General features: G+C 72.3%; 20 protein-coding genes. 13 read left to right on the top strand and 7 right to left on the bottom strand.

Annotation, left to right across the window (positions count from 1 at the left end):
* Positions 1–89: 89 nt before the first annotated feature.
* Both ACWEK3_RS38745 and ACWEK3_RS38740 read right to left on the bottom strand, forming a co-directional pair.
* Positions 90–1,178, bottom strand: a complete 1,089-nt coding sequence (locus ACWEK3_RS38745) for an NADH-quinone oxidoreductase subunit B family protein (RefSeq protein ID WP_450547153.1) — start codon at positions 1,176–1,178, stop codon at positions 90–92.
* Between the two features lie 256 nt (positions 1,179–1,434).
* Positions 1,435–2,514 (bottom strand): PucR family transcriptional regulator, encoded by a 1,080-nt coding sequence (locus ACWEK3_RS38740; protein ID WP_376411115.1) that lies wholly within the window; start codon positions 2,512–2,514, stop codon positions 1,435–1,437.
* 198 nt (positions 2,515–2,712) lie between these two features.
* Between ACWEK3_RS38740 and ACWEK3_RS38735 the strand changes: the two genes are divergently transcribed.
* The 8 genes from ACWEK3_RS38735 (at position 2,713) to mgrA (ending at position 14,306) form a co-directional block, all read left to right on the top strand.
* Positions 2,713–3,159 carry an SPW repeat protein gene (locus ACWEK3_RS38735; RefSeq protein WP_384441696.1) on the top strand — a complete coding sequence of 149 codons (447 nt, stop codon included), beginning with the start codon at positions 2,713–2,715 and terminating at the stop codon, positions 3,157–3,159.
* A gap of 198 nt (positions 3,160–3,357) precedes the next feature.
* Positions 3,358–4,803: a glyceraldehyde-3-phosphate dehydrogenase gene (locus ACWEK3_RS38730; protein ID WP_453251890.1), complete on the top strand. Its 1,446-nt coding sequence runs from the start codon at positions 3,358–3,360 to the stop codon at positions 4,801–4,803.
* Positions 4,804–4,852: 49 nt separating this feature from the next.
* Entirely contained in the window at positions 4,853–5,329 is a 477-nt protein-coding gene (locus ACWEK3_RS38725) for an N-acetyltransferase family protein (protein WP_453251889.1), read from the top strand.
* Between the two features lie 128 nt (positions 5,330–5,457).
* Entirely contained in the window at positions 5,458–7,800 is a 2,343-nt protein-coding gene (locus ACWEK3_RS38720) for a SpoIIE family protein phosphatase (protein ID WP_453251888.1), read from the top strand.
* 172 nt (positions 7,801–7,972) lie between these two features.
* Positions 7,973–10,684, top strand: a complete 2,712-nt coding sequence (locus ACWEK3_RS38715) for a SpoIIE family protein phosphatase (protein WP_453251887.1) — start codon at positions 7,973–7,975, stop codon at positions 10,682–10,684.
* A gap of 653 nt (positions 10,685–11,337) precedes the next feature.
* Complete coding sequence (locus ACWEK3_RS38710; protein ID WP_450547147.1) at positions 11,338–12,498, top strand: PP2C family protein-serine/threonine phosphatase; 1,161 nt, start codon at positions 11,338–11,340, stop codon at positions 12,496–12,498.
* Positions 12,499–12,704: 206 nt separating this feature from the next.
* On the top strand, positions 12,705–13,112 hold the full coding sequence (locus tag ACWEK3_RS38705; RefSeq protein ID WP_453251886.1) for a roadblock/LC7 domain-containing protein: 408 nt from the start codon (positions 12,705–12,707) through the stop codon (positions 13,110–13,112).
* A gap of 150 nt (positions 13,113–13,262) precedes the next feature.
* On the top strand, positions 13,263–14,306 hold the full coding sequence (mgrA, locus tag ACWEK3_RS38700; protein ID WP_453251885.1) for an L-glyceraldehyde 3-phosphate reductase: 1,044 nt from the start codon (positions 13,263–13,265) through the stop codon (positions 14,304–14,306).
* Between the two features lie 163 nt (positions 14,307–14,469).
* On the opposite strand, the gene ACWEK3_RS38695 is transcribed toward mgrA, so the two are convergent.
* Positions 14,470–15,774: an extracellular catalytic domain type 1 short-chain-length polyhydroxyalkanoate depolymerase gene (locus ACWEK3_RS38695; RefSeq protein ID WP_450547289.1), complete on the bottom strand. Its 1,305-nt coding sequence runs from the start codon at positions 15,772–15,774 to the stop codon at positions 14,470–14,472.
* Between the two features lie 243 nt (positions 15,775–16,017).
* On the opposite strand from ACWEK3_RS38695, the gene ACWEK3_RS38690 reads away from it, so the two are divergent.
* Both ACWEK3_RS38690 and ACWEK3_RS38685 read left to right on the top strand, forming a co-directional pair.
* Positions 16,018–17,379, top strand: coding sequence for an endo-1,4-beta-xylanase (locus ACWEK3_RS38690; protein ID WP_450547290.1), 1,362 nt, complete (start codon positions 16,018–16,020; stop codon positions 17,377–17,379).
* Between the two features lie 372 nt (positions 17,380–17,751).
* On the top strand, positions 17,752–18,870 hold the full coding sequence (locus ACWEK3_RS38685; RefSeq protein ID WP_450547291.1) for a PP2C family protein-serine/threonine phosphatase: 1,119 nt from the start codon (positions 17,752–17,754) through the stop codon (positions 18,868–18,870).
* Between the two features lie 615 nt (positions 18,871–19,485).
* Here ACWEK3_RS38685 and ACWEK3_RS38680 read toward each other — a convergent pair.
* Positions 19,486–20,559: an NAD(+)/NADH kinase gene (locus tag ACWEK3_RS38680; protein ID WP_450547292.1), complete on the bottom strand. Its 1,074-nt coding sequence runs from the start codon at positions 20,557–20,559 to the stop codon at positions 19,486–19,488.
* 251 nt (positions 20,560–20,810) lie between these two features.
* Here ACWEK3_RS38680 and ACWEK3_RS38675 point away from each other — a divergent pair, with 251 nt between their 5' ends.
* A complete protein-coding gene (locus ACWEK3_RS38675) occupies positions 20,811–20,978 on the top strand; it encodes a hydrophobic protein (RefSeq protein WP_365428618.1) in 168 nt (55 codons plus the stop codon).
* An 83-nt stretch (positions 20,979–21,061) separates the two neighbouring features.
* Here the strand turns inward: ACWEK3_RS38675 and ACWEK3_RS38670 are convergent, their stop codons facing one another.
* From ACWEK3_RS38670 to ACWEK3_RS38660, 3 genes are all read right to left on the bottom strand, one after another.
* On the bottom strand, positions 21,062–22,081 hold the full coding sequence (locus tag ACWEK3_RS38670; RefSeq protein WP_450547293.1) for a sigma-70 family RNA polymerase sigma factor: 1,020 nt from the start codon (positions 22,079–22,081) through the stop codon (positions 21,062–21,064).
* 135 nt (positions 22,082–22,216) lie between these two features.
* A complete protein-coding gene (locus ACWEK3_RS38665) occupies positions 22,217–22,960 on the bottom strand; it encodes a DUF2249 domain-containing protein (RefSeq protein WP_453251884.1) in 744 nt (247 codons plus the stop codon).
* Between the two features lie 212 nt (positions 22,961–23,172).
* A complete protein-coding gene (locus ACWEK3_RS38660) occupies positions 23,173–23,505 on the bottom strand; it encodes a cupin domain-containing protein (protein WP_376555337.1) in 333 nt (110 codons plus the stop codon).
* A 194-nt stretch (positions 23,506–23,699) separates the two neighbouring features.
* On the opposite strand from ACWEK3_RS38660, the gene ACWEK3_RS38655 reads away from it, so the two are divergent.
* Together ACWEK3_RS38655 and ACWEK3_RS38650 are read left to right on the top strand one after the other, a co-directional pair.
* Positions 23,700–25,055 carry a PP2C family protein-serine/threonine phosphatase gene (locus tag ACWEK3_RS38655; protein WP_453251883.1) on the top strand — a complete coding sequence of 452 codons (1,356 nt, stop codon included), beginning with the start codon at positions 23,700–23,702 and terminating at the stop codon, positions 25,053–25,055.
* Between the two features lie 127 nt (positions 25,056–25,182).
* Positions 25,183–26,721 (top strand): hypothetical protein, encoded by a 1,539-nt coding sequence (locus ACWEK3_RS38650; protein ID WP_453251882.1) that lies wholly within the window; start codon positions 25,183–25,185, stop codon positions 26,719–26,721.
* Positions 26,722–26,726 lie beyond the last annotated feature (5 nt).

The following is a 26,726-nucleotide window of genomic DNA, read 5'->3' as shown; positions in this document are numbered from 1 at the left end:
CTCGGTCTGAACCTCGTTCCTCGCTGCGGGCTGGGAGAGCGTGCTTGCCGCCGGTCGGCGCGGCGGCGGGATGTGCGCCGCCCGCGCCCTCAGGGACGCCAGCGCGGGTCGAAACCGCTGGTCAGTTTGCGTTTGTTGTGGCGCCACTTGGGCTCGTGGTTCACCATGTCGTTCGTCAGGCCGCGCAGTCGCCGGATGACCGCCCCGTAGGGTTTGACCAGCATCGACGACAGGGTGCCGCCGGGCGGCTCGTCCATGAACGGCATGAACGCGTCGGGGAAGCCCGGCATGGTGCAGCCGATGCAGATACCGCCGACGTTGGGGCAGCCGCCGATGCCCGCCATCCAGCCGCGCTTGGGCACGTTGCAGTTCACGACCGGACCCCAGCAGCCCGTCTTCACCAGGCACTTGGGAGAGTTGTAGTCCATGGCGAAGCTCGCCTGCTCGTAGTACGAGCCCCGGTCGCAGCCCTCGTGCACCGTCTTTCCGAACAGCCACTGCGGGCGCAGCATGTGGTCCAGCGGCGGCGCCGGCGCCGTCCCCGCCGCGTGGTAGAGCACCCAGATCAGGGTCTCCATGAAGTTCTCCGGCTGGATCGGGCAGCCGGGCACGTTCACCACCGGCAGGCCGCTCTCCGCCTTGAAGTCCCAGCCCAGGTAGTCGGCCAGCCCCATGCAGCCCGTCGGGTTCCCCGCCATCGCGTGGATGCCACCGTAGGTGGCGCAGGTGCCGGCCGCGACCACGGCCCAGGCCCGGGGGGCGAGTTGGTCGATCCACCAGTTCAGCGTCTGCGGCTCCCCGGTGTCCGGGTCGTTGCCGAACGACGTCCAGTAGCCGTCCCCGTCGATGATCCGCTGGTTCGGGACCGAACCCTCGATGACGAGAATGAACGGGGTCAGCTCACCACGTGCCGCGGCCCGGTAGGGAGCGAGGAAGTCCTCGCCGCCCAGGCTCGGCGAGAGCACCTTGTTGACCAGATTCACCTTCGGCAGACCGGGGATGAGCCCCAGCACTACGTCCTCGATGGAGGGCTGGTCGGCAGCGGTCAGCGAGACGGTGTCGCCGTCGCAGCTCATGCCCTCGGAGATCCAGAGGATGGTGATCTCCTCGAAACCCGCACGCTCTTGGGGCGTCGCGGGCTCCCGGCTGACTTCAGCGGTGCCGCCTTGGGTCGTCATGTCGTCGGCCTCCCATGGAGTCGGTGGGGGAGTCGGTCGCAGGCGGCGGCCCGGAGGCCGCGGCATGCCGGGACGGGCGTCGCGGTACCGGCCGGACCGGCCGGGGAGAACGCGTGGCCCTCCGGGCCACGGCGGCGCGACGTACCCGCCGAATCCCTTCACCAGGCTCACACCGGTCCGGGAGCACCGCTCGTTGTGGACGGGCAGTGGAGTGAACGCCGCCGCCGGGCGGGTGGCACTCCTCGGCCGCGGCCCGTCAGAGCTCGGCGGTGGGCCAGCCGAGGAGGCGGGCGCCGATCACGGCGGTCTGGAGGGTGTAGCGGTGCACGGGGTCGGCCGGGTCGGCTCCGGTCAGCTTGTGGATGCGCTCCAGGCGGTAGGTGAAGGCGCGCACGCTGAGGTTGAGTCGGCGGGCCGCTTCCGCGGCCGTGCAGCCGGCGTCGAAGTAGGCGGTCAGGGTGTCAAGGAGCGGCTGGGCGCCGCCGCGGGCGGTCGTCAGCGGGCCCAGCGTGTCGCGGACCAGATCGGCCATGGCCTGCCGGTCGCGGGTCAGGACGGGATACACGAGGAGGTCGGCGGACCGCAGGACGGGCTGCTGGAGGTCCAGCCGGTCGGCGAGCTCCAGGGCGTTGAGGGCCTCCTCGTAGGAGTGGACCACTCCCCCGGCGCCCGGGTGGGGGCGTCCGATGGCGACCCGGCCGCCGTCGGTGGAGGCGTACGCCTGCTTGGCGAAGAACGCCAGGACGTCGTCCTGGTCGCCCGGGGCGATGCAGATGAGCCGGCCGTCCTTGGTGGTGAGCAGGATCCGCCGGTCACCGAACCGGGCGACCACCTCGGTCTCGACGTACCGGGCGGCCGGGTGCGTGTCGTCGACGGGCTCCCCGCCCTGGGCCACGGCCACCGCGTGGGCGCGGGAGAACAGCAGTCCGTAGCGTTCCGCGCGTTCGCCCAGCCGCCCGAGGTCGCTGCGGCCGTACAGCAGGTCGTCGATGAACTCCCGGCGGGCGGCCTCCTCCTTGCGCATGGCGAGCTTCTGCGCACGGTCGTGGCCCTCGGCGAACGCGTCGATGGCCTGCTCCACCGCGGTGAGGACCTGTTCGACGCCGGCGGACGCCAGCGCGGGCGCGAAGGCCCTCGCCTCGGATAGGTGCCGGCGGACGAGCCTGCGCAGCCCGTGGCCGTCCTCCGCCGCCCGCTCCCCGTGGGCGCGCAGCAGGTCCAGCTCGTCCCGGGTCAGGCGGCGTCCTGTGGCACAGACATCGGCCAGGATCTGCGCGTACCCCGTCAGATATTCGTCGGGTACCTCTGGCCCCGTCACTCGCCCTCCCCGGATCATCCCTGCACGTCATCGGCGTCGTCTTGACGCACACCCGACAAGATTGACAGACGGCTCCGCGCTTCCCGCACAGGGCGTGCAGTGTGACGTAACTCACCGCAAGAAGGCGGGCAAACGCATATAAACGCCCCATAAGGGGGAAATCGCTCTATAGGAGAAACTCCACACTGGCAACCTCATGGAGAGGAGACGGCAGTGATGTCGTATCCGCAGCACTCCACCGGAATGAGCTCGCACCCGGAGATCGCCGAGATGCGGGAGCGCCTCGAGCGGACGGCCGCCAGCAACCGGGCGATCATCATCGAGGGGCTGATCGTCCTGGCCGGTGTCTACGCCGCGATTTCCCCCTGGGTGGTGCACTTCGCCGCCCAGCCCAGCCTCACCGTCAACAATCTGATCATCGGCATCACGGTCGCCCTGGTCGGCCTCGGCCTCACCCTGGCCCCCGAGCGCATGTTCCGCCTGGCTTGGATCCTCGCCCCGCTCGGCGTGTGGCTGCTCATCTCTCCCTGGGTCGTGCCCGCGGCCCACGGCTCCCGCGCCGGCGTCATCTGGAACAACTGCTGGCTGGGCGCGATCACAGCCCTGCTGGGGCTCGCCGCCATGGGGCTGACCGTCGGACTCACCCGCCGCACCCGCCAGTGACCGGACCCACCCGCCACACCCACCGGTGACGTAGGGACACCGGCTCCCACCGGCCACAACGGAGGGCCCGCATCCCCCGACCACAGAGGAATCCCGACCGTGGGCCGTACCCCGCACGACAGCGGGTACGGCCCACTGCCATGATCAACATCCCATGGGGTTAGCATATGAGCGCCGCCTAGCTCGAAAGATAGATCTGTGACTGTCAACGACGACTCGTTCACCAACTGGAAGCACCGCGAAGAGATCGCGGAGTCGATGATCCCGATGATCGGGAAGCTGCACCGGGAGCGGGACGTCACCGTCCTCCTCCACAGCCGCTCCCTGGTGAACAAGTCGGTGGTGAGCATCCTCAAGACCCACCGGTTCGCCCGCCAGATCGCCGGTCAGGAGCTGTCCGTCACCGAGACGCTCCCCTTCCTGCGGGCCCTGACCACGCTCGACCTCGGGCCCTCCCAGATAGACATCGGCATGCTGGCCGCGACGTACCGCGAGGACGACCGCGGCCTGTCGGTGGAGGAGTTCACCGCCGAGGCCGTCGCCGGCGCCACCGGCGCCAACAAGATCGAGTGCCGCCAGGGGCGCGACGTCGTCCTCTACGGCTTCGGCCGCATCGGCCGGCTCGTGGCCCGCCTGCTCATCGAGAAGTCCGGCTCCGGCAACGGCCTGCGACTGCGCGCCATCGTCGTGCGCGGAGGCGGCGAGCAGGACATCATCAAGCGCGCCTCGCTGCTGCGCCGCGACTCCATCCACGGCCAGTTCCAGGGCACCATCACCGTCGACGAGGCGAACAGCACGATCGTCGCCAACGGCAACGAGATCAAGGTGATCTACGCCGACGACCCGACGTCGGTGGACTACACGGCGTACGGCATCAAGGACGCCATCCTCATCGACAACACCGGCAAGTGGCGCGACCGCGAGGGCCTGTCCAAGCACCTGCGCCCCGGCATCGACAAGGTCGTGCTGACCGCGCCGGGCAAGGGCGACGTCCCCAACATCGTCCACGGCGTCAACCACGACACCATCAAGCCGGACGAGCAGATCCTGTCCTGCGCCTCCTGCACCACCAACGCGATCGTCCCGCCGCTGAAGGCGATGGACGACGAGTACGGCGTGCTGCGCGGCCATGTGGAGACCGTCCACTCGTTCACCAACGACCAGAACCTGCTGGACAACTACCACAAGGCCGACCGCCGCGGCCGCTCCGCGCCGCTCAACATGGTCATCACCGAGACCGGCGCGGCCTCCGCCGTGGCCAAGGCGCTGCCCGATCTGAAGGCCAAGATCACCGGCAGCTCGATCCGCGTCCCCGTGCCGGACGTCTCGATCGCGATCCTCAACCTGCAGCTGGCGCGCGAGACCTCCCGCGAGGAGGTCCTCGACTACCTCCGCAATGTGTCGCTGACCTCGCCGCTCAAGCGCCAGATCGACTTCACCAGCGCCCCCGACGCGGTCTCCAACGACTTCATCGGCTCGCGCCACGCCTCGATCGTGGACGCCGGCGCCACCAAGGTCGAGGGCGACAACGCGATCCTCTACCTGTGGTACGACAACGAGTTCGGCTACTCCTGCCAGGTCATCCGCGTCGTCCAGTACGTCTCCGGGGTGGAGTACCCGACCTACCCGGCGCCCGCGGTCTGATCCGCACCCGCTGTCCGTCAGCGGGACGCGGTGTGTGAGACTGCGCCCCATGATCCGCACCGCGACCCCCGCCGACGTCCCCGTCATCGACGCCCTGATCCGCGAACTGGCCGAGTACGAGAAGGCCCTGGACGAGGTACGGGCGACGCCGGAGCAGCTCGCCGAGGCACTGTTCGGCGAGCACCCCGCGGCGTTCGCGCACATCGCGCAGGACGAGGACGGCGAAGCGGTGGGCTTCGCCCTGTGGTTCCTCAACTTCTCCACCTGGCGGGGCGTGCACGGCATCTACCTGGAGGACCTCTACGTCCGCCCGGAGGCCCGCGGCGGCGGGCACGGCCGGGCACTGCTGACGGAGCTGGCCCGGGTATGCGTCGAGCGAGGGTACGAACGCCTGGAGTGGTCGGTCCTGAACTGGAACCGGCCGGCGATCGGCTTCTACGAGGCCCTGGGGGCACGCCCGCAGGACGAGTGGACGGTGTACCGGCTGACCGACGAGCCGCTGAAGGCACTGGCCGCGGGGGCGTAGCCGGCCCCCACCGACGGACCCGCCCGCTCTGCCCGTCCCGCCCGCGTTGCCCACCTGCCCGCGCCGCCCATTTTCCGGGCGGCAGGACACCGCCCCCGATGGCAACATGGCCGGTAGGGGTCCTGCCCGTGGATGAGGGTGAAGGCATGGGCGTCAACGGCGTGAGCGGCAGCGGTCCGGGCGATCCGCTCATCACGACCACGGCGGTAGCGGTCGTCAACGCCGACGGGCTGATCACCTACTGGAGCCAGGGGGCCCAGGACCTGCTCGGCTACTCCGCCGCCGACGTCGTACGGCATCCCGCGCGGGCGCTGCTGCGCAGCCGCGACCCGACCGCCGCGATGTCCCGGCTGCGCCGGAGCGCCCGCGCCGGGAACGCGGTGGTCACGGTCCGCCACCGCGCGGGCCACGCGGTGCGGCTCACGGTGCGCGTGTGCCCGCTGATCGCCGCCGACGGCCGCCGCGACTGGCTGGTCCTCGGGGCAGGCGTCCCGGCCGGCACCCCTCCCGAAACCCAAGCCACCGCCGCCCCCGCCGGTGCCGACACGACCGGAACCGCCCCGACCGGAACCGGCGCGGGCAGGTCGTCGCCGGTCGTGACCCGGCACGTCCGGCGGACGCTGGCCTCCGGGCAGCCCCAGGTCACCGTCACCCACGCGCCGCCCCGGCACGGCAGGACGGGCCGGCTCGGCCGCGAGCGCACCCGGCCGCGCTCCTTCTTCCCGCTGCACGACGACGCGGGCCACACGCTCGGGATCTGCTACGCCGCCCGGGACGTCACCGTCCAGGACCCGACCCGCGAGCGGCTGGTGCTGCTGAACGCCGCCAGCGAACACATCGGAACCACACTGGATCTGGACCGGACGGTCCACGAGTTCGCGGAGGTCGCCGTCCCGCAGCTCGCCGACTTCGTGGCCATCGACCTCCTGGACGTCGCGACCACGGGGAATCGCCCGCCCACCCGCTCGCCGGGCGGCCCCGTCACGCTGCGCCGGGCGGCCCATCTGTCGATCCACCCGAGCCTGCCCAAGGTGATCGCCGAGGTCGGCGAACCCATCCGTTACCCGCCGGGGTCCCTGCAGAACCGCTGCCTGGCCACCGGAGAACCCAGCCGTGAGGCCCTCGGCCCGGGGACGCCCTGGCTCCCCGACGACCCGGTGCGGTGGACCGGGATCAACCGGTTCGGCGTGCACACGCACCTGGTGCTGCCGCTGCGGGCCCGCGGCGTCACGATGGGCGTGGTGACCCTGCTGCGCTGGGAGAACCCCGATCCCTTCACCGAGGACGACCAGCTCCTGATCGAGGATCTCGTGGCACGGGCCGCCGTGTGCGTGGACAACGCCCGGCGCTTCGCCCGCGAGCACCAGGCCGCGCTCACCCTCCAGACCAGCCTGCTGCCGCCCAACCTGCCCCCGCACAACGCCGTCGAGGTCGCCCACCGCTACCTCCCCGCCGACGCGGAGTCGGGGGTGGGCGGGGACTGGTTCGACGTCATCCCGCTCTCCGGTGCCCGGGTCGCGCTCGTGGTGGGCGACGTGATCGGGCACGGCCTGCACGCCGCGGCCAGCATGGGACGGCTGCGCGCCGCCGTGCAGACGCTGGCCGACCTGGACCAGTCCCCGGACGAACTGCTGGCGCACGTGAACGACCTGGTGATGCGTCTGTCGGACGAGGCCGAGGCGGCCGCCGAGGGCCCGGCCGCGGCCGGCGCGACCTGCGTGTACGCCATCTACGACCCCATCGCCCGGACGATGGCCGTGGCCCGCGCCGGACATCCCACCCCGGCCGTCGCGCACCTGACCGAGCCCGTGGAGTTCCCCGACATCCCCGCCGGCCCGCCCCTGGGGCTGGGCGGCCTGCCGTTCGAGTCGGCCGAGATCCCGTTGGAGGAGGGAAGCGTCGTCGCCCTCTACACCGACGGGCTGATCCAGGCGTCGGACCAGGACGTCGACGTCGGCATCGAACGGCTGTGCTTCGCCCTGGCCCACCCCGACCGGCCGCTGGAGGAGATCTGCGACATCATGGTCCGCGCCCTGCTGTCGGACCGGCCGCGGGACGACGTCGCCTTCCTCGTCGCCAGAACACGTGTCCTCAGCCCCGACCGCGTGGCGTCCTGGCACGTACCCGCCGACCCGTCGGCCGTGCGCGTGGTGCGCGACGACGTGAGCGACCGGCTGTCCCGGTGGAATCTCGAGGAGCTGGCCTTCACCACCGAGCTGATCGTCAGCGAACTGGTCACCAACGCCATCCGGCACGCCCAGGGGCCGATCAATCTGCGGCTCATCAACGAGCGCACCCTGATCTGCGAGGTCTCCGACGGCGGCCACACCTCCCCGCACCTGCGGCGCGCGCGCAGCACCGACGAGGGCGGACGGGGCCTGTTCCTGGTCGCCCAGCTCGCCCAGCGCTGGGGCACCCGGTACACCGGCTCCGGCAAGACGATCTGGACGGAGCAGCCCTTGCCCGCCTAAATCTAGACGAAACCACCGATCCACAATGGGATTGATCGGACATACCGGTCGCCCGGCAGGGAAGCGCGGTGTTAGAAATGATGACGTGGTCGGTTGTTCCCGCCAGCCCCGGAGGGCAGCGCAACCGCCGTTCGATGAGCGGCGGGCGGACGATGAGGCCCGCCGCCGACCGGTGACCTGGACGGCCCGGAGCGCCACCGGGTTTCGTTTTCCACCGATCTGGCGGCCCGGCACGGTGGCCGCGCAGGTCTTCCTGTTGCAGGTGATCGTCATACTCGTGCTGGTCGCCGCGGCCGCCACCGCCGTGGTGCTCCAGCGGCGGTACGACGGGGAGAACACCGCAAAGGCACGCTCCCTGGCCGTCGCCGAGGCGTTCGCGCAGGCACCCGGAACGGCAGTGGCCCTCCAGTCGCCCGATCCGTCGGCGCTGCTGAAGGTCCCGGCGGAGAAGGCGCAGATGAGTTCCGGTGTCGACTACATCTCCGTGCTGAACAAGCGGGGCGTGCGGCTCACCGACCCGGAACCGCGGCTGATCGGCACCCCGGCGCAGGAGATCGGCCGGGCCATCGCGGGCAAGACCTTCACCGAGACGTTCCACGGCAGCCCCACCGACTCCGTACGCGCGGTGGTGCCCGTGGTGGGCGCCGGCCGGCACGTGATCGGCATCGTCACCGCGGGAATCGAGTACCAGACCCTGGGGCACCTGCTGGACCAGCAGATACCGATGGTGCTGGACGCGGCGGCGCTGGCCGTGGTGCTCGCGACCGGCGGCACCTTCCTCGTCAGCCGGCGGCTGCGCCGCCAGACCCGCGGTCTCGGCCCGATCGAGATGACCCGCATGTACGAGCACCACGACGCCGTTCTCCACGCGGTGCGTGAGGGCGTGCTGATCATCGACGCCGACGGACGGCTCCTGCTCGCCAACGACGAGGCGCGCCGGCTGCTGGACCTCCCCCGCGACGCCGACCAGCGGCAGGTCACGGACCTGGGCCTGGGGCCGGAGCTGACGCGGCTGCTGAAGTCGGGCCAGGTCGCGTCCGACGCGGTGTTCCCGGCCGGGGACCGGCTGCTGGCGGTCAACACCCGGCGCACCGCCCCGTACGACAACGCTCCGGGCCTGGTGGCCAGCTTCCGTGACACCACCGAACTGCGCGCCCTGTCGGGCCGGGCCGAGCTGGCCCGGGAACGTCTGACGCTGCTGTACGAGGCCGGGGTGCGGATCGGTACGACGCTGGACGTACGGCGTACCGCTCAGGAGCTGGCCGAGGTGGCGGTCCCGCGGGTGGCGGACATCGTCACCGTGGAGCTGCTGGAGTCCGTGCTGCGCGGCGAGGAGCCCACCGGATCGACGCACCGGATGCGCCGCACCGCGCTGTACGAGGCGGACACGCACAGCCCGCTCCAGCCGGTGGGCGACCTCATCGAGTTCGTGGTGGCCGACACGTCGATGGGGGCGGCGCTGCGGCGCGGCGAGGCGGTGCTGGTACCGGATCTGCGCCGCGCGCAGGACTGGCGGTCCCGGGACCCCCAGGGCGCGGTCCGGGTGCTCGACCACGGCATCCATTCGCTGATCACCGTGCCCCTCAGGGCACGGGGCGTGCTCCTCGGCATGGTCAACTTCTGGCGGGATGCCGGCTCGGCCCGGTTCGAGGAGGAGGACGTCGCGGTCACCGAGGAGCTGGTGGCCCGTGCGGCGGTGGCGATCGACAACGCGCGCCGCTACTCCCGCGAGCACGCGATGGCGGTGACGCTGCAGCGCAGTCTGCTCCCCAGGGACCTGCCCGACCAGGACGCGCTGGAGGTGGCGTGGCGTTATCTGCCGGCCCAGTCCGGTGTGGGCGGCGACTGGTTCGACGTCATTCCCCTGCCCGGCTTCCGGGTGGCGCTGGTGGTCGGCGACGTCGTGGGGCACGGGCTGCACGCGGCGGTGACGATGGGCCGGCTGCGCACGGCGGTGCTGAACTTCTCGTCCCTGGACCTGCCTCCCGACGAACTGCTCGGCCATCTGGACGAGATGGTGATGCGGCTGGACACCCAGACGGCGAGCGCGGACGGCGAGGTGTCCGCGGTCACGGGCGCCACCTGCCTGTACGCCATCTACGACCCGGTGGGCGGGCACTGCGCCATCTCCCGCGCGGGGCACGTCGTACCGGCCGTGGTGGATCCCATGGGCCGGGTGACCTTCCCGGACCTTCCCCTGGCACCGCCGCTGGGGGTGGGCGGACATCCGTTCGAGACGGGTGAGCTGAGCCTGCCGGAGGGCAGCCGGCTCGTCCTGTTCACCGACGGTCTGATCGAGGACCGCGGGCGGGACATCGACGAGGGGCTGTCGATGCTCGCCGAGACCGCCGCGCCCGCGGACCGTACGCCGGAGGAGACCTGCCAGGCGCTGATGGAGGTCATGCTGCCGGAGCATCCGATCGACGACGTGGCTCTGCTCGTCGCCCGGACGCGGCTGCTCGATCCGTCGCGGGTGGCGGTCTGGGACGTGCCGTTCGACGTGGAGGCGGTCTCCCGGGTGCGCGGCGAGGTGACCCGCAGGCTGCACGAATGGGGGCTGGAGGAGTCCTGCTTCGCCACGGAACTGGTGATCAGCGAGTTGCTGACCAACGCCATCCGCTACGGCGCCGAGCCGGTCCGGGTCAGGATCCTGCTCGGGCGCACGCTGATCTGCGAGGTCTCGGACGGCAGCAGCACCTCGCCGCACCTCAGGCACGCGGCGATCACCGACGAGGGCGGCCGCGGCCTGTTCCTGGTCTCGCAGTTCGCGGAGCGGTGGGGCACGCGTTATGTGCCGCAGGGCAAGGTCATCTGGGCGGAGCTGAGCCTGGACGGCCACCCGGAGCCGGACCCGGAGGCACTGCTGGACGCGATGGCATGGTGAACGGAGCGGCGACGCCTCCTTCCGGACCGGGGCCGGGTGAGCGGTCGGCCACCGGAGCGGTCGCGCCGACCGGTCACCGGTGCGGCGGGCGCACCTGCGGTCGCCACGGGCATCGCGCGTCCGGCCGCGCGAAACGCCGCCGTGGCCGCCGTCGTCCACTCCCGCCCGGCCCTTCCGGCCCACGTCGCGACCGCAGGTGCCAGGGCCGTCCGCCTCACCCTGCGGGGCAGGGTCCGGCCTCCATGGGCCCGCGCGGCCTGTCCGGCCGTGGGCGCGGCGGGCAATGGCCGCCGGGTACCGGCACGGTGGCCGACCAAGCGGACGGCGGACGCCTCGGCGCCGACCCGGCCGGCGAGGCCGTGGCGACGAGGAGCACGAGCGCGAAAGACCGCCCCGGACCCACATCCCCGGCGCCGGGACGGAACGCCCGCCCATGCGGGGGTGGTGCGCGGTCCCTTGCCGCCGGGCGGCGGGTGCCACCCGAACAGGCGCCCGGCGCCAGGGACATCCCGGGGCTTTTGCCTTCGCGGCCCCGCCGCCCGGCCGTGCGGCGGCGGGACGCGTCCGCGGCAGCCGGCCGAGGGGTCGTCCCCGGCCCGTGAACCGGGTGGCTGGGCTCGCACCCCGTGCCGCAGCGGTGCACTGTGGTAGGCGTGAGTTCCTGGCAGGGGCGTTTCGCCGACCGGGCGCAGGGGCGGCAGCCGGGTCACATACTGTTGCTGATCCCGGTCGCGCTCATCGTCCTCATCACCGTGTCCGACATCGTGGCCCCTTCCGACATCGTGCTCGGCCCGCTGCTCGTGATAGCCCCGGCGATCACCGCCTGGTTCGCGGGACCGTGGATCACAGGGGTCATCGGTGCCGCCGCGGTGGCGGCCCAGGGGTTCGCGGGCTGGCGGCTGGGCATCCTGCCGTCGCGGGAAGTGTTCGTGCAGATGATCGCCCTCGGGGTGCTCTCCTTGCTGGTCGTGGCCCTGTGCGCGGTGCGCGACCGCCGCGCGCGCGAGCTGGCCCAGGTCCGGTCGGTCGCCGAAGCCGCGCAGCGGGTGCTGTTGTGGCCCCTGCCGACCCGGATCGGCCCGCTCCAGCTCGCCTCTCTCTACCTGGCCGCCGAGGACGAGGCGTCGATCGGCGGCGATCTCTACGCGGCCGCCCGCACCGACAGCGGTGCCCGGGTGATGATCGGCGACGTACGTGGCAAGGGGCTGCCCGCCATCGGTGAGGCGGCCCTGCTGCTCGGCGCCTTCCGCGAGGCCGCTCACCACCACGCCGCCCTGCCCTCGCTCGCCGCCTCCCTGGAGCGGAGCATCACCCGCTACCTCTCCGACTTCGAACCGGAGGAGGAGGCCGGGGAGCGCTTCGTCACCGCTCTGCTGCTGGAGATACCGGACGACGAGCCGGTCGTACGGCTGACCAGCTGCGGCCATGTGGCACCGCTGCTGCTGAGACCGGACAGATCGGTGACGATGCCGGACCTCACTCCCGCCCCGCCACTCGGGGTCGGCCTGACCGACCCCAACGGCTCCGTCGTCGACGTACTGCCCTTCCGTCTCGGCGACACCCTGCTGCTCTACACGGACGGGGCCGTCGAGGCCCGCAACGGCCGCGGCGTCTTCTACCCGCTGGTCGAGCGGACGGCCCACTGGGCCGACGGTTCCCCGGAGTCCCTGCTCCACCACGTCCAGCGCGACCTGCTCGCCCACACCGGCGGGCGCCTCGACGACGACGTGGCCCTGATCGCGATCCGCCGCGTCCCGGCCTCGCCCACCGCTCACCGCTTCGGCCGGATGATCCAGGCCCAGGCCCCCAACTGAACGGTGCCATCGGGGATATTCACCCCAGGGCTTGCCAAGATGATCACCAAGCCTCGTATAGTGACCGGCAGTTGGGCAACACGCGTCACCGGCCGTGCCCAAGCCGGTCCCGAGGCGGCGGACCGCGCTCGACGCCGCCACCCCGCCGACGCAGGCCGGCTCCCCGCGCTCCGACCCGTACGAGCACCTGGAAGGCGAACCACCTCATGACCGGCCAGACCACCGCCGACGAGAAGCTCACCTGGCTCCTGGAGGGCCTGCTGGAGCGGACCCCGGGCACGCTGCACGCGCTGGTGCTGTCCCGGGACGGACTGAAGCTGTGCCGCACGCCGGAGCTCACCCCCGACCAGGCCGACCAGCTCGCCGCGATCGCCGCGGGCATCCAGTCGCTGTCGCACGGCGCGTCCGTCGAGTTCGGCGACGGCACCGGCGGCGTCCGCTCGGCGATGACCGAGTTCTACGGAGGGGTGCTGTTCATCGTCGAGGCCGGCGAGGGCGCGCATCTGGCGGTGATCACCACCGAGGACGCCGACGCCGGGCTCGTCGGGCACACGATGAGCGAGCTCGTGGAGCAGCTCGGCGAGCACCTCACCGCGCCGCCCCGCGCCTCCTGAGCCGCGGCCCCGCACGCTCGATTCAGAAGCGCCGGCGCTGAGTCCGATGGAACGCAGCGGTTGGACTTCAGGATCATGCTGGAGCAAGGTGGGGGCGTCACCTCGATCCCGAGGAGACGCCCCTTCATCGCACCACCCGGAGACCACCCGATGACCTACGCCGCGGATCCTGAGCGTTACGACGGCACCATGCGCTACCGGCGCACCGGCCGCTCGGGGCTCGACCTGCCCGTCCTGTCCCTGGGCTACTGGCACAACTTCGGCGACGACCGGCCCTTCGAGACCCAGCGCGAGATCGCCCTGCGCGCCTTCGACCTGGGCATCACCCATCACGACCTGGCGAACAACTACGGCCCGCCCTACGGCTCGGCGGAGATCAACTTCGGGCGCCTGATGAAGCAGGACCTCGCGCCGTACCGGGACGAGATGGTGATCTCCACCAAGGCGGGCTGGGACATGTGGCCCGGCCCCTACGGCCAGGGCGGCGGTTCCCGCAAGTACCTGCTCGCCTCGCTGGACCAGTCCCTGAAGCGCATGGGCCTGGACTACGTCGACATCTTCTACTCCCACCGGCTGGACGCGAGCACGCCGCTGGAGGAGACGATGGGCGCGCTGGACACGGCCGTCCGCCAGGGCAAGGCCCTGTACGTCGGCATCTCCTCCTATGACGCCGAGCGCAGCCGGCAGGCCGCCGCCATCCTGCGTGAGCTGGGCACCCCGATGCTCATCCACCAGCCCTCGTACAGCATGGTCAACCGCTGGATCGAGACCGAGGGGCTGCTCGAGACCGCGGAGGAGGAGGGCTTCGGCGTCATCGGTTTCACCGCACTGGCCCAGGGGCTGCTGACCGGGCGCTACCTCGACGGCGTGCCGGAGGACTCGCGGGCCGCGCAGGGCACCTCCTTCGACACCGCCTGGCTGTCCGAGGACATGCTGCGCAGGCTGCGGGCCCTGAACGACATCGCGGCCCGCCGCGGGCAGACCCTCGCCCAGATGGCGCTCGCCTGGGCGCTGCGCGACGAGCGCGTCACCTCCCTGGTGATCGGTGCCTCCCGGGTGGAGCAGCTGGAGCAGAACGTGGCCGCACTGGACCGCATGGACTTCAGCGCCGAGGAGCTGGCCGAGATCGACGAGCACGCCACCGACGGCGGCGTCGACCTGTGGCAGTCCGCCCGCACCGGAAAGCTCGGCTGACCCGCACCGAAGGGTTCGTGGACGGGGCGGCCGGACTCCGTGGAGTCCGGCCGCCCCGCGCCCCGGCTGCCCCTACGGCCCTTTCGTGGGCCGTTTCGAGGCGCCGGGGCGCGTCCGTGGGGCGGTGGTGTCCGCCCGCTCGGCGAGGTGGACGACCGGTCTCTCAACTCATCTGGCAGGCAGCTCCGTTGAGGGTGAAGGAGGCCGGATTACCGGTGTTTCCGGTGTGGTTGGCCTGGAAGCCCAGGGTGGTGGAGGCTCCGGGGGCCAGGGTGGAGTTGTAGGCGACGTTGCGGGCGGTGACGGCGCCGCTGGTCGGGGAGACGGTGGCGTTCCAGCCGGAGGTGATGGTCTGTCCGGCCGGCAGGGTGAAGGCCAGCGCCCATCCGTCGATCGGCGCGGTGCCGGTGTTGGTCACCGTGATGGACGCGGTGAGCCCGGTGTTCCAGGCGCTGGTCGTGTACGCCACCCGGCAGGCGCCCGCCGGCGGGGTGGTGGGCGGGTCGGTCGGCGGCGGTGTGGTCGTGGAGTCCAGCCCGAAGAAGGAGATGGCACGGGCGGCCATGCCCGAGGTCGGCAGGGTGTGCCCGGTGCCCTGGATGCTGACGGCCTCGACGGGCGCCTGGGTGCCGGTGCCGCCGTAGCGCGTACGGGTCCAGGTGGACTGCGGGTGATCGGTGAAGGCGGGGGTCTGGCTCACGCCCAGGACGTCGGTCCACTGCTTGATCTCTTCACCGAAGTTCGGGTAGCGCAGGGTGGTGTCCTCGGTGCCGTGCCACACCTGCATGCGCGGCCGGGGGCCGTTGTGGCCGGGGTAGGCGCCGCGGGCCAGGTCGCCCCACTGCTGGGGTGTCCTGATCACGGTGCCGTTCGCGCAGGCGCTGTTCCACTCGGAGCCGTCGGCGGTGGCGAAGCAGCCGAAGGGCACACCCATGAAGGCGGCGCCGGCCTTGAACACGTCGGGGTAGTCACCGAGCAGGACGTTCGTCATCATCGCCCCCGAGGAGGCGCCGGCGACGAAGACGCGCGCCGGGTCGGCCCCGTAGCGCTGCTGGGCGTAGGTGACCATCGACATGATGCCGACCGGGTCGCTCCCGCCGCCGCGCTTGAGCGCCTGCGGCGAGGACACGTCGAAGCAGCCGCCGCTGCGTGTGGCCGAGGGGTAGATGACGATAAAGCCGTACCGGTCGGCCAGCGACGCGAACTCGGTGCCCGAGTAGAACGCGGGCCCGGAGCCGGTGCAGTAGTGCACGGCCACGAGCACCGCGGGCCGGGCCGGCGCGCTGTCCGGGCGGTACACGTACATGCGCAGGTTGCTCGGGTTCGTACCGAACCCGGTCACCTCCGTCAGGGAGGCCGCCTGGGCGCTCGGCACAGCCAGCAGGAGTGCCGCGAGCAGGGGCGTCACACCCGCGAGCAGGGCCGTCAGCACGGTGCGGAGTCCGGGCCTTCTTCGGGTTCGGGGCATGTCGGCGTCCTTTGCTTCGAAACTTTCGGGCCGATTTCGGGAAGGCGCCGCGTCACGCTAGAGGTGTCGCACAGTCGCGTCAACCACTGGGATCGCTTGCAACTCACCAAAGGACAGCGGGAGGTCGAGCTTCGGCCATCCCTCAGTGCGGTATGCGCGAACCGTTGACCGGCTCCCGTTCTGTTCGTAGCCTGCGCGTCACATTCGACCTTGACAGCGAAACTTTCGAGAAACGGAGATGGCATGCCCATGCCCAGACGGGCGGCGCAGGCGTTCACGGCCGTCCTGCTCGCCGCTTCCACCGTCACGGCCCTGTCCCACACCGCCGCGGCCGCCGACACACTGGGGTCGGCCGCGGCCGGAAAGGGCCGTTACTTCGGTGCCGCCGTCGCCGCGAACCACCTCGGCGAATCGGCCTACGCCGGCACCCTCGACCGCGAGTTCAACCAGGTCACCCCCGAGAACGAGATGAAGTGGGACGCCACCGAGGGCTCCCGCAACACCTTCACCTTCGGCAACGCCGACCAGATCGTCAGCCACGCCCAGGCCCAGAACATGAAGGTCCGCGGGCACACGCTGGTGTGGCACTCCCAGCTCCCCTCCTGGGTCTCCGGCCTGGGCGCCACCGACCTGCGCTCGGCGATGAACAACCACATCACCCAGGTCATGCAGCACTACAAGGGCAAGATCTACGCCTGGGACGTGGTCAACGAGGCGTACCAGGACGGCTCCAGCGGGGCCCTGCGCAGCTCCCCGTTCGCGGACAAGCTCGGCAGCGGCTTCATCGAGGAGGCCTTCCGCACGGCCCGCAGCGTCGACGCGAGCGCCAAGCTCTGCTACAACGACTACAACACCGACGGCGTCAACGCGAAGAGCAACGCGGTCTACGCCATGGTCAAGGACTTCAAGTCCCGTGGCGTGCCGATCGACTGCGTGGGCTTCCAGTCCCACTTCAACAGCGCCTCCCCCGTTCCCTCCGACTACCAGGCCAATCTGCAGCGCTTCGCCGACCTCGGGGTGGACGTGCAGATCACCGAACTCGACATCGAGGGCTCCGGCACCGCCCAGGCCAACAACTACTCGAACGTCGTCAAGGCCTGCCTGGCGGTGACCCGTTGCACGGGCCTCACCGTCTGGGGGATCACCGACAAGTACTCCTGGCGCAGCAGCGGCACTCCCCTGCTGTTCGACTCCAACTACGGCAAGAAGCCCGCCTACGACGCGGCCCTCGCCGCGCTCGGCGGCTCGGGCACCGGCGGGGGCGGGGACGGTGGCGGCGGCAACCCGGGCGGCAACGGCTCCTGCACGGTCTCCTTCACCAGGACCTCGGACTGGAACGACGGCTACAACGGCGAGGTCGTCGTGAGGGCGGGCTCCGCCCCGATCAACGGCTGGACCGTGACGCTCACCTTCGCCCCGCCGCAGAAGGTCGCCAGCCTGTGGAACGGCACCCCCAGCTGGGACAGCAGCGGCAACGTCATGACCGTGCGCGCCGCCTCCTACAACGGCAGTCTCGCGGCGGGCGCCTCGACCAGCTTCGGCTTCACCGCGGTGAAGAACGGCAACAACTCCACACCGACGCTCGGAACCTGCACCGCGTCCTGAACCGGGCCAGGGCACTTCACGCACGACCGGGGCGCGCCTCACGCGGCGCCCCGGTCGTGCCCCGTCCACGGCGGCCTCCGGCCTGGCTGACATGCCCTTGCCTGGAGCAATGCCGAGGCGGTGGCGGTGCGACGCAGCACGCTGGTGGTCTTGATCAAGCCCGCCGGGAGTACCTGTGAACAGGCCGCCTGAGTGTTTCCGCGAGGACCGTCGCCCGGAGCCGGGCCGCAGCGCCGTGCGCCCGCCCGGACCCGCCACGCTCCCGCCGCCTCCCGGGTGCCGCCGGGACGAGCGGTGAGGCGACCCGGCCGCGGCACGGGCGAGGGCACCGGTACGCCGCGCGCGCCCAGGACACCGAGGACGCAGTCGCTGTTGCCCGCCCAGCCCCTGTGGCTGCGCTGGCTGCCGGTCTTCTACGTCGTGGTGGTCCTCGCCGTCGAACCGGTCACCCCGGCACTGTGGCCGGTGAGCTTCGTGCTCACCGCCCTGCCGCTGGTGGCCGCCTTCGGGTACGGCCCCGGCGTGGTCGCCGCCGTCACGGTGTTCGCCGTCGTTCTGGAGGGCATCCTGGCCGGCACCCCGTGCTGCGCGGGCCGTACGGTGGGCAATCTGTGGGACCGCCACTACGTGGCCAACTACGTCTGCACCTTCGTGGTGGGCATCCTCGGCACGATCCTCGCGGCGCACCGTGCGCGCCGGGAGCACACCCTCGCCAGGGTGCGTTCCGTGGCGGAGACCGCGCAGCGCGTTTTACTGCGCCCGGTCCCCCACCGTCTCGGCCAGGTCTCCGTGGAGACCTTGTACCTCTCCGCGGCGGCCGAGGCGCAGATCGGCGGCGATCTGTACGAGGCGGTGGCGACCGCGCACGGAGTGCGTCTGCTCATCGGCGACGTCCGCGGCAAGGGCCTGGTCGCCGTGGAGACGGCCGCGACGATGCTCGGAGCCTTCCGCGAGGCCGCGCCCGACGAGCCCGATCTGGCGGCTCTGGCCCGGCGCATGGAGCGCAGCATGAGCCGCTACGCCGCGCAACTGCCCGGGGCCGAGGCGGCCGAGCGCTTCGTGACGGCGGTGTTCGCGGAGATCCCCGACGACGAGCACGTCGTGCGTCTCGTCAACTGCGGCCACCCGCCTCCGCTCCTCGTCAGCGGAAGCGGGGTCACCGAGCTGGAGGCGACCGAGCCCTCGCCGCCCATCAACCTCGCGGGACTGCTCGGCGGCGGGTACCGCGTGGACGTCGCGCCCTTCCGGCCCGGCGACAAGTTGCTGCTGTACACCGACGGTGTCACCGAGACGCGCGACCCCGCCGGCGCCTTCTACCCGCTCGCCGAGCGCGTCCGGCCCTGGGCCGGCCTTCAGCCCGGCGAGCTCCTGAAGCACCTGCACGCGGACCTGCTCGCCTACAGCGGCGGAAGCCTCGACGACGACCTCGCCGCCCTGGCCGCCCACCGTCTCCCCAATGAGCCCGCCCCTGAGCAGCGACACGGGGCGTGACCGGGGCCGACCGCCAGTGAACGGCCCCTCGGGCACGCCTCGGCACGGGCCGGCTCCGCCGCCAGGGGCGCACGGTTCCGGTGCCGGTCGGCGCCTGTGCGGGTCTGATTGACACCGGCGACGCCGCGGCCGCCCCGACATACCCCCGCCAACCGGCAAGCCCGGCACACGACGCGGCCGCACGCCAACCAACCCACCCACACACCCAGACCGGCCTGACCACGCCGATCCCGTCAACCCGACGCCATCGCGACCGCCCCGACATACCCCGGCCGACCCGCAGCCCGGCACATCGCGCGTGCGCACGCGAGCCGCGCACGCCCTGACCGGCCTGCCCGCGCCGATCCGGTCGACCCGACGGCATCACGGCCACGCCGAAACACTCCCGGCCGACCCGCAAGCCCGGCACACCACGCACGCGCCTGCCACCCAACCCACCCGCACACCCAGAGGGGCCTGACCACGCCGATCCCGTCGACCCGACGGCATCATGGCCGCCCCAACGTGCCCCGCCGACCGGCAAGCACCCTGCGGGCTCGTACCGGTCGGCGCCCGTGCGCGGACGAGGTCGCCGGCCGGCTCGGGCAGGCCCGCGGGGGCCGGTTCACCGCGGGGTCACGGGACCTGTGAGGCGTCGCCGGGGCGGGCCGGCAGGGCCAGGTGGTCGAGGTCCGCCGGCCGGGGCGACGTCACCGGCCACAGGGGGGCCGGGGTGCCGTCGGCGACCGCGGCCGGGGCGTCGGTGAGGTTCATGCGGTCGCGCAGACGGCCGTAGAAGTCCATGGGGCCCAGCCGGACGGCCCGCAGCCGGCGCGGGGAGGCGTAGACGCCGATCCAGTCGCCGGGGTCGAGCACACCGCGCAGCTGGCCGTCGATGCTGACGGCGGCCTGGCCCGAACGTTCCAGGACGCGCATGCCGACCGGCTCGTCCGGCGCGGCCACGACCGAGCGGTTGAACGCCATGTGCGGGGCGACCGGCGTGAAGACGAGGGCGTCCGCGCGAGGAGAGACCACCGGGCCCCCGGCGGCGAAGCTGTAGGCCGTGGAGCCGGTGGGGGTGGCGACCAGCAGCGCGTCGGCCGAATAGGACGCCAGGAGCCGGCCCGCGAGGTAGACGCCGACGGACACCTGCCGGTCCCGGGCCAGCTTCTCCACCACGACGTCGTTCAGCGCGGTGACGTTCATCGCGATGCCCCAGTCGCCGCCCGCCTGGCAGTCGGCGCGGACACGCGGTGGCGGCAGCAGCGGGCGGCGGCCGTAGCGCATCAGCTCCTCGATGTCGGCGGGCACCTCCAGGCGGCGCGAGGCGCGCAGGGTGAGCATCATCCGGCTCTCCACCGTGAGGCGCTCCGCGACGACGGCGTCCAGCGCGGCACGTACGACCGTGACGGGCACCTCCGTCAGGAAACCCACCCGGCCGAGGTCGACGCCCAGGACCAGGGCGTCGTTCACGGCGGCCAGCCGGGCACCACGCAGGAACGTGCCGTCGCCGCCCAGGGTGACGATGAGGTCCGGGTCGCCCGCGGCCTCGACCTCCTCCCGGGAGCTGCGCCGCCCTCCGTCGTGCCACACATCGATGTCCGCGCACCCCACACCGTGCTCGTCGCACCACTCGCGCACGATGCGGGCGGCAGCCGTGGCCTCACCGCGCCCGCCGTGGACGACCAGACCGATACGACGCACCGTCACCTCTGCCTCCGGATCTGCGTACCCGAGCCGACACGATGCCGGACACCCTCACCGCACGGTGCGCACCTCGCGGAACGCCACGCCGCCGGACGGCTCCCCCGCACCACCGCGTCCGACCGCGCCCCGACCGGCGCCGGCCGGGACACGGGCAGCATCCCCGGGTTCCCCTGCCTCAGGTGCGGAAACACGGGAGTTCCCGGCGTGTTTTCCTGCGTAAGCAGGGCATTCGATGTGTCCGGAGGTCGATACTCATGGTTCCCTTGCTACTGGTTCTCCTGCTCGCCCTGATCCTCTTCGGCATCGGGTTCGCCCTGAAGGCGCTGTGGTGGATCGCGATCATCGTGCTCGTGCTGTGGCTGCTCGGTTTCGTCGTACGGCCCGCGGGCGGCGGCCGGAGGGGCCGCTGGTACCGCTGGTGACGGCCGTCGCCGCGGTCGGCGGCGGTCGGAGTGGAGCCGTGCGCCCGGTGATCGTGCCGGGCGCACCGTTCTGCGCGGGGGCGTCAGCCTGCCCACGCCAGGAGCCGTTCGCCCGGCTCCTGTTCCCTCAGCTGGGCCAGTGACTGCTTCTCCAGCTGGCGCACGCGCTCACGGGTCAGGCCCACGTGCTGGGCGACCTCCTTCAGGGTGCGCTGGTGCCCGTCGTGCAGGCCGTACCGCAGGCTGAGGATCAGGGCCTCGCGCGGCGCCAGTGTGTCGACGGCCTCCCGCAGTTCCTCGGCCAGCGCCTGGTACTCGGCGACCTCGGGGGCCTGCAGCACCTCCGTGTCGGAGATGAGATCGCCGACCACCGTCTCGCCGGTGTCGTCCACCGGCATGTCCAGGCTGATCACCTGCCGGCCGACCCGGCGCAGCCACACGACCCTGTCCTCGGCGAGGCCGCTCTCGCGGGCGACCTCCTCGACGGTCGGCTCGTGTTCGAGGTTGAGCTGCAACTTGCGTTCGATCTTGGCGAGCTTCTGCAACTGCTCCACGACGTGCATCGGCAGCCGCACGGAACGCGCGTGCGTGGCGAGGCCGCGCTCCATCGCCTGGCGGATCCACCAGGTGGCGTAGGTGGAGAACTTGAACCCCTTGGTGTGGTCGAACTTCTCCACGGCCCGGATGAGCCCCAGGTTGCCCTCCTGGATGACGTCGAGCAGCGGCAGCCCGCGGTGGGCGTGGCGTTTGGCCATCGCCACGACCAGCCGGAGGTTGGCCCGCACCATGTGGTCCTTGGCCTCCTGGCCGTCCCGCGTGGCGGCCTCCAGTTCCCGCCGGCGCTCCGGCGCGAGTTCCTGACCGTCCTCATCGGCCTGCCGCAGTTCCGCCGCGGCGTGCAGACCGGCCTCGATGCGCTGGGCGAGCCGTACCTCGCCCTCCGCGTCGAGCAGCGGTGTCGCCCCGATCTGGCGCAGGTACTGACCGAGCAGGTCGGGTTCGCCGTCGGGTTCGGGCACCGCGTCGTACCGCTTGGTGGCACGGACCGGCGTCCGTCGTCCGGTGTGTGCGGACGCCGCCGTCCTCTGCTTCGCGGGAGCCATCGCGCGCTCCTCATCTCCTCGCGGCCGCCGCTCGGGTACCCGGAGCGGCCACGGTCTATACGTCCCGGCCGGGGTACGGGTGCTCGCCCGTGCCCCGGCCGCTGGGAGCCGCGGGGCCCAGCGGCGGACGGGGGGTCAGGCCCCGGGAGCCCTCCGGCCGATGCGGACCTGCCATCGCGTGGGTCCGGATTCGAGGTAGTCCCAGGTGAACACGCCGGGATGGGTGGCTTCGAACTCGCGGCGCAGCGGCTTGGGGTCGTGGTTGTTGACCAGGGTGAACGCTTCGCCGGGCCCCAGGCGGGCGAAGCGGGCGAAGATGCGCGGGTGGCGCCTGCCGTGCGGGATCGAGGTGACGTCGACGACGGCGGGCCGGTCGAGCCGGCCGCCCTCGAGCAGGGTCTCGAAGTCCGCGGTCAGGATCGGCAGGTCGGCGCCGGGCAGGAGGGCGAGCGCACGCAGCAGCACGTCCTGTTCGACGGCCAGATGGACGGTGAGGAGGCTCGCGACGTCCCGGGCGGCACCGGCCGCGGAGTCCGCGTCGTCGGCCGAGGCGAGCGCGTCGATCCGGGCGGCGACAGCGGCCGCCGTGGCCCGTAGAGCCCTGATCAGCAACCGGGTCTCCGCCGCACCCGCGGCCGGTGCGTACAGCGCCTGGTCGGTCGCGGCCAGGTGGCGGCGCACCTCGCCGGTGCAGAAGTCGGTCAGGGCCGCCCGTGCCCGCTCCCGGTCGGCGCGGCCCAGACGGAGTTCGGTCAGCAGCGCCGTCTTGGACCGCAGCGCGGTGAGCAGGCGGTGCCGCGCGGCCAGGATCGCGGCCTCGGCCAGGCCGGCCGAGCCGGTCGTGGTGTTGCGGATGTGGACCTCGAAGGACTGTGCCACGGCTGTCCCCTTCTCGCTCTGGCTCGTCGCCCACGCCGACACCCCGACGATTCCTCAATTATTACATGTGTTATTCGTAATAATAATGGGAGGTGTGGGGTTCGGCTCCAGTCTCGGCCCGGCGCCGCCGAGCCGAGACTGGTGGAGCGCGGCCATCCTCTGAGCGCGGCGGGCGACCGCCGGGGTCAATCACCGGCGGGCGACCGCCGCGGTCAGGACGTCTTGGTCACCGTCAGCAGGGCCGCGGCGTCCTCCAGGGCCTCCAGGCTGTGCCGGGCCTGCGGCACGATGAGCAGGTCCCCCGCCATGCCCTCCCACGACGTGTCGCCGCTGCGCAGCACCACCCGTCCGCGCAGCACCAGCACGGTCGCCTCGCCCGGGTTGTCGTGCTCGGCCAGGGCCGCGCCGGCCCGCAGGGTGATGAGGGTCTGGCGCAGTACGTGCTCGTGGCCGCCGTAGACGGTCTCCGCGCTGCGGCCGGCCGAGGACGCCTCGGCCCGTTCGAGGTGCTCGCGTGCGAGGGCGTCGAGGGAGATCTTCTGCATCGCTGTGACTCTTCCTCACGAGGGGAGCTGAGCTGGGCAGTTCCGTAGCGTACGCCGGTGCGCCGCCGCCTTCGGGCTTTCCCCCTCCGGCTCGTGGCGGGCGGGCGGAAGCCACCCCCCTCCCACCCGGCGTAAGGTGGCCGTGCCGGGCCCGGACGGTGAGGACGAGCACCGGCCCCGCCGGGAGGTGCCCCATGTCGGACGATCCATGGCGGCCGGAGCCGGAAGAGGCGACCGGCCACGGGGACGCCGCGGCCCAGGGAAGCGGCCGGACACCGGGTGGTGAGGCCTTCGAGGAGCTCACAGCCCAGATCCGGCAGCTCAGTCTGGACCGCCGCAGGCTGCACCGCCTGCTGGACGCGGTCGTGGCCATCAGCGCCGACATGGACACCCGCACCGTACTGCGGCACCTGGTGCAGGCGGGCACCGACCTCGTCGCCGCGCGCTACGGCGCCCTCGGCGTGCTCGGCGAGGGCGGGGAGATCGTCGACCTGATCACCGTCGGCGTCGACGGCGAGCGGCTGCTGGCCGAATCCGGGCTCCCGCAGAGCCACGGGCTGCTGGGCCGGCTGATCGAGGAGCCCAAGGCGCTGCGGGTCGACGACATCGCCGCCGATCCCCACTCGGTCGGCTTCCCGGACGGCCACCCGGTCATGACCACGCTGCTCGGGGTCCCGCTGACCGTGCGCGACACCGTCTACGGCAACCTCTACCTGGCGGACAAGGAGGACGGCACGCCGTTCGCCGACGCCGACGAGACCCTGCTGACCGCACTGGCCAGCGCCGCGAGTGTCAGCATCGAGAACTCCCGCCTGTACGGGCGGCTCAAGCAGGCCGCCGAACAGTTCCAGCGCCGTCTGCTGCCGGTGCTGCCCGACCTGTCCCCGCTGCGGGTGGAGGCCCGCTACGAGCCGGCGTCCGAGCTTCCCCAACTCGGTGGTGACTGGTACGACGCCCTCGGACTGCCCGACGGGGCGGTCCTCGTCGTCGTCGGTGACGTGACCGGCCACGACGTGGAGGCGGCCCCGATGATGGGGCAGATCCGCAACATGCTGCGGGCCCTGGCCTTCGACCGGTGCGGGCCGCCCAGCATGATCGTGAACAGGCTCGACCGGGCGCTGACCGCGCTCACCGATCCGCCCGCCGCCACCCTGATCCTGGCCCGCATCGAGCGGGAACCGGACGCCGGGTACGCCCTGCGCTGGACCAACGCCGGGCATCCGCCGCCGCTGCTGATCACCGCCGAGGGCACGGCGCACTGCCTCGCTCCCGACACGCACGGCATCCCGGTCGGCGTCGAACCGGGCCTGCCCCGTCCCGACCACTGGCGGTCGCTGCCCCCGGAGAGCACCCTGCTGCTGTTCACCGACGGCCTGATCGAGCGCCGCGACCGGGACATCGACGCCGGCCTGCGGGATCTGGCGGACCATGCCGCCGCCCTGGCCTCCGCCCCGCTGGACGCGCTGTGCGACGCGCTGCTCGGCCGCCAGGACGGCTACGACGACGACGTGGCCCTGCTGGCCCTGCGCGTGCCACGCCTGCCGGACTGAGCGCACGTCCGGGCATCCGCCGCTCCCCCGGACGGCCCAACAGCGCTGGGCAGGAGGGGGAGAGGGCGCGTGAGCGGTGGGTGCGTGGTGGAAGGCATGGCGAACCTGCGAGTCGGAGGAGAGCCAGATGCCGGATGCTGTGGTCGAGGGTGCCGCGGGCGGCGACGGTGCCGTGCCGGTCGGCTCCGGCGGGCGGCCCTTCGAGCAGGTGGGCGCGGTCGCCGACGCCGTCCTCTACGAGGGCTACCTGCTCTATCCGTACCGCCGCTCCTCCCCCAAGAACCGCGTCCGGTGGCAGTTCGGGGTGCTGCTGCCGCGCGACTGGGTGGAGCACGACGGGCCCGTCACGGTCGGCGTGTCCGGCTCCGCCGACTCCTGGTACCAGCAAACCGAGTGCCTGCTGCGGGTCCACGGGCCCGACGCCGTGCTGTGGATCAGGGTGCGTTACCTCCAGACGCAGCACAAGCAGGTGGAGGAGACCGGCCCGGACGGCGGGCACCACCCCGTGGAGTCGCTGCGGACCGGCGACGGCACGACGCACCTGACCTTCGACGAGGCGGTGCCGCGCGAGACCGACCTCGTCGTGCCGCTGGAGGACCTGCTGCGGCGGGAGTGCACCGCCCCGGTGGGAACGGCGGGCGGCGAGGAGAGCGAGTCGCTGCCCGGGGGCGCCGGGCGGATCGTACGGCGGCGCGCGGAGATCCGGGCGGACACCACGCTCACGGCCGAACGCGTCGCGGACGGACTGGTCCGGCTGCGCGTGCGCACCGAGAACACCGGGCACGCGGCGGACCCGCGGGCCCCGCGTGACGCGGCACTGCGCCAGGCGCTCATCGCCACGCACACCCTCGTCGGCGGCACGGACGTGGAGTTCGTCTCGCTGACCGACCCGCCCGCGGACCTGCTGGAGCACGTCCGCGACTGCCGCAACGCGTTCACCTTCCCCGTCCTCGGCGGCGAACCGCCCGCCACCGACGGCGGCACCGGCGCCGCGCGCCACGCCCAGTCGCCGGACGGCGGCACCGGACCCGTACTGCTCTCCGCGCCGATCATCCTGCCCGACCGTCCCCAGGTCGCGCCCGAGAGTCCGGGCGACCTGCACGACGCGGCGGAGATCGACGAGATCCTGACGCTGCGGACGATGCTCCTGACGGACGAGGAGAAGCGCGAGGCGCGCGCCACCGATCCGCGGGCGGCCGAGATCCTGGACCGGGTGGACAGCATGCCGCCGGAGGTCCTCTCCCGGCTGCACGGCGCCATCCGCTCGCTGGCACCCGCCGCGCCCTCCGCCACCGCCACCGCCACCCCGGGGGGCCTTGCCGCGGAGCGGCCCGCCTGGTGGCAGGAGGGCGGTGACGACGGCCTCTCCCCCACCACCGAGACGGTGCTCGTCGACGGCGTTCCCGTGGCAGGCGGCAGCCGTGTCCGGCTGCGTCCGCGGGGCCGGGGTGCCGACGCCCAGGACATGTTCCTGGCCGGACGGACCGCGCGGGTGGCCGCGGTCTTCCACGACGTGGACGGCAGCGTGCACCTCGCCGTCACCCTCGACGACGACCCCGCGGCCGAACTGCACACCTGGTACGGCCGCTTCCACTACTTCCGGCCCGACGAGCTGGAGCCGTACACCGCGACCGACTCCCGGAACCCGAACAGCGAGGGGCAGTAACTCAC

Source organism: Streptomyces sp. NPDC004721 (genome assembly GCF_053601495.1).
Note: the sequence above shows the minus strand (reverse complement) of the source record. Positions and strands in the feature narration are given on the sequence as shown.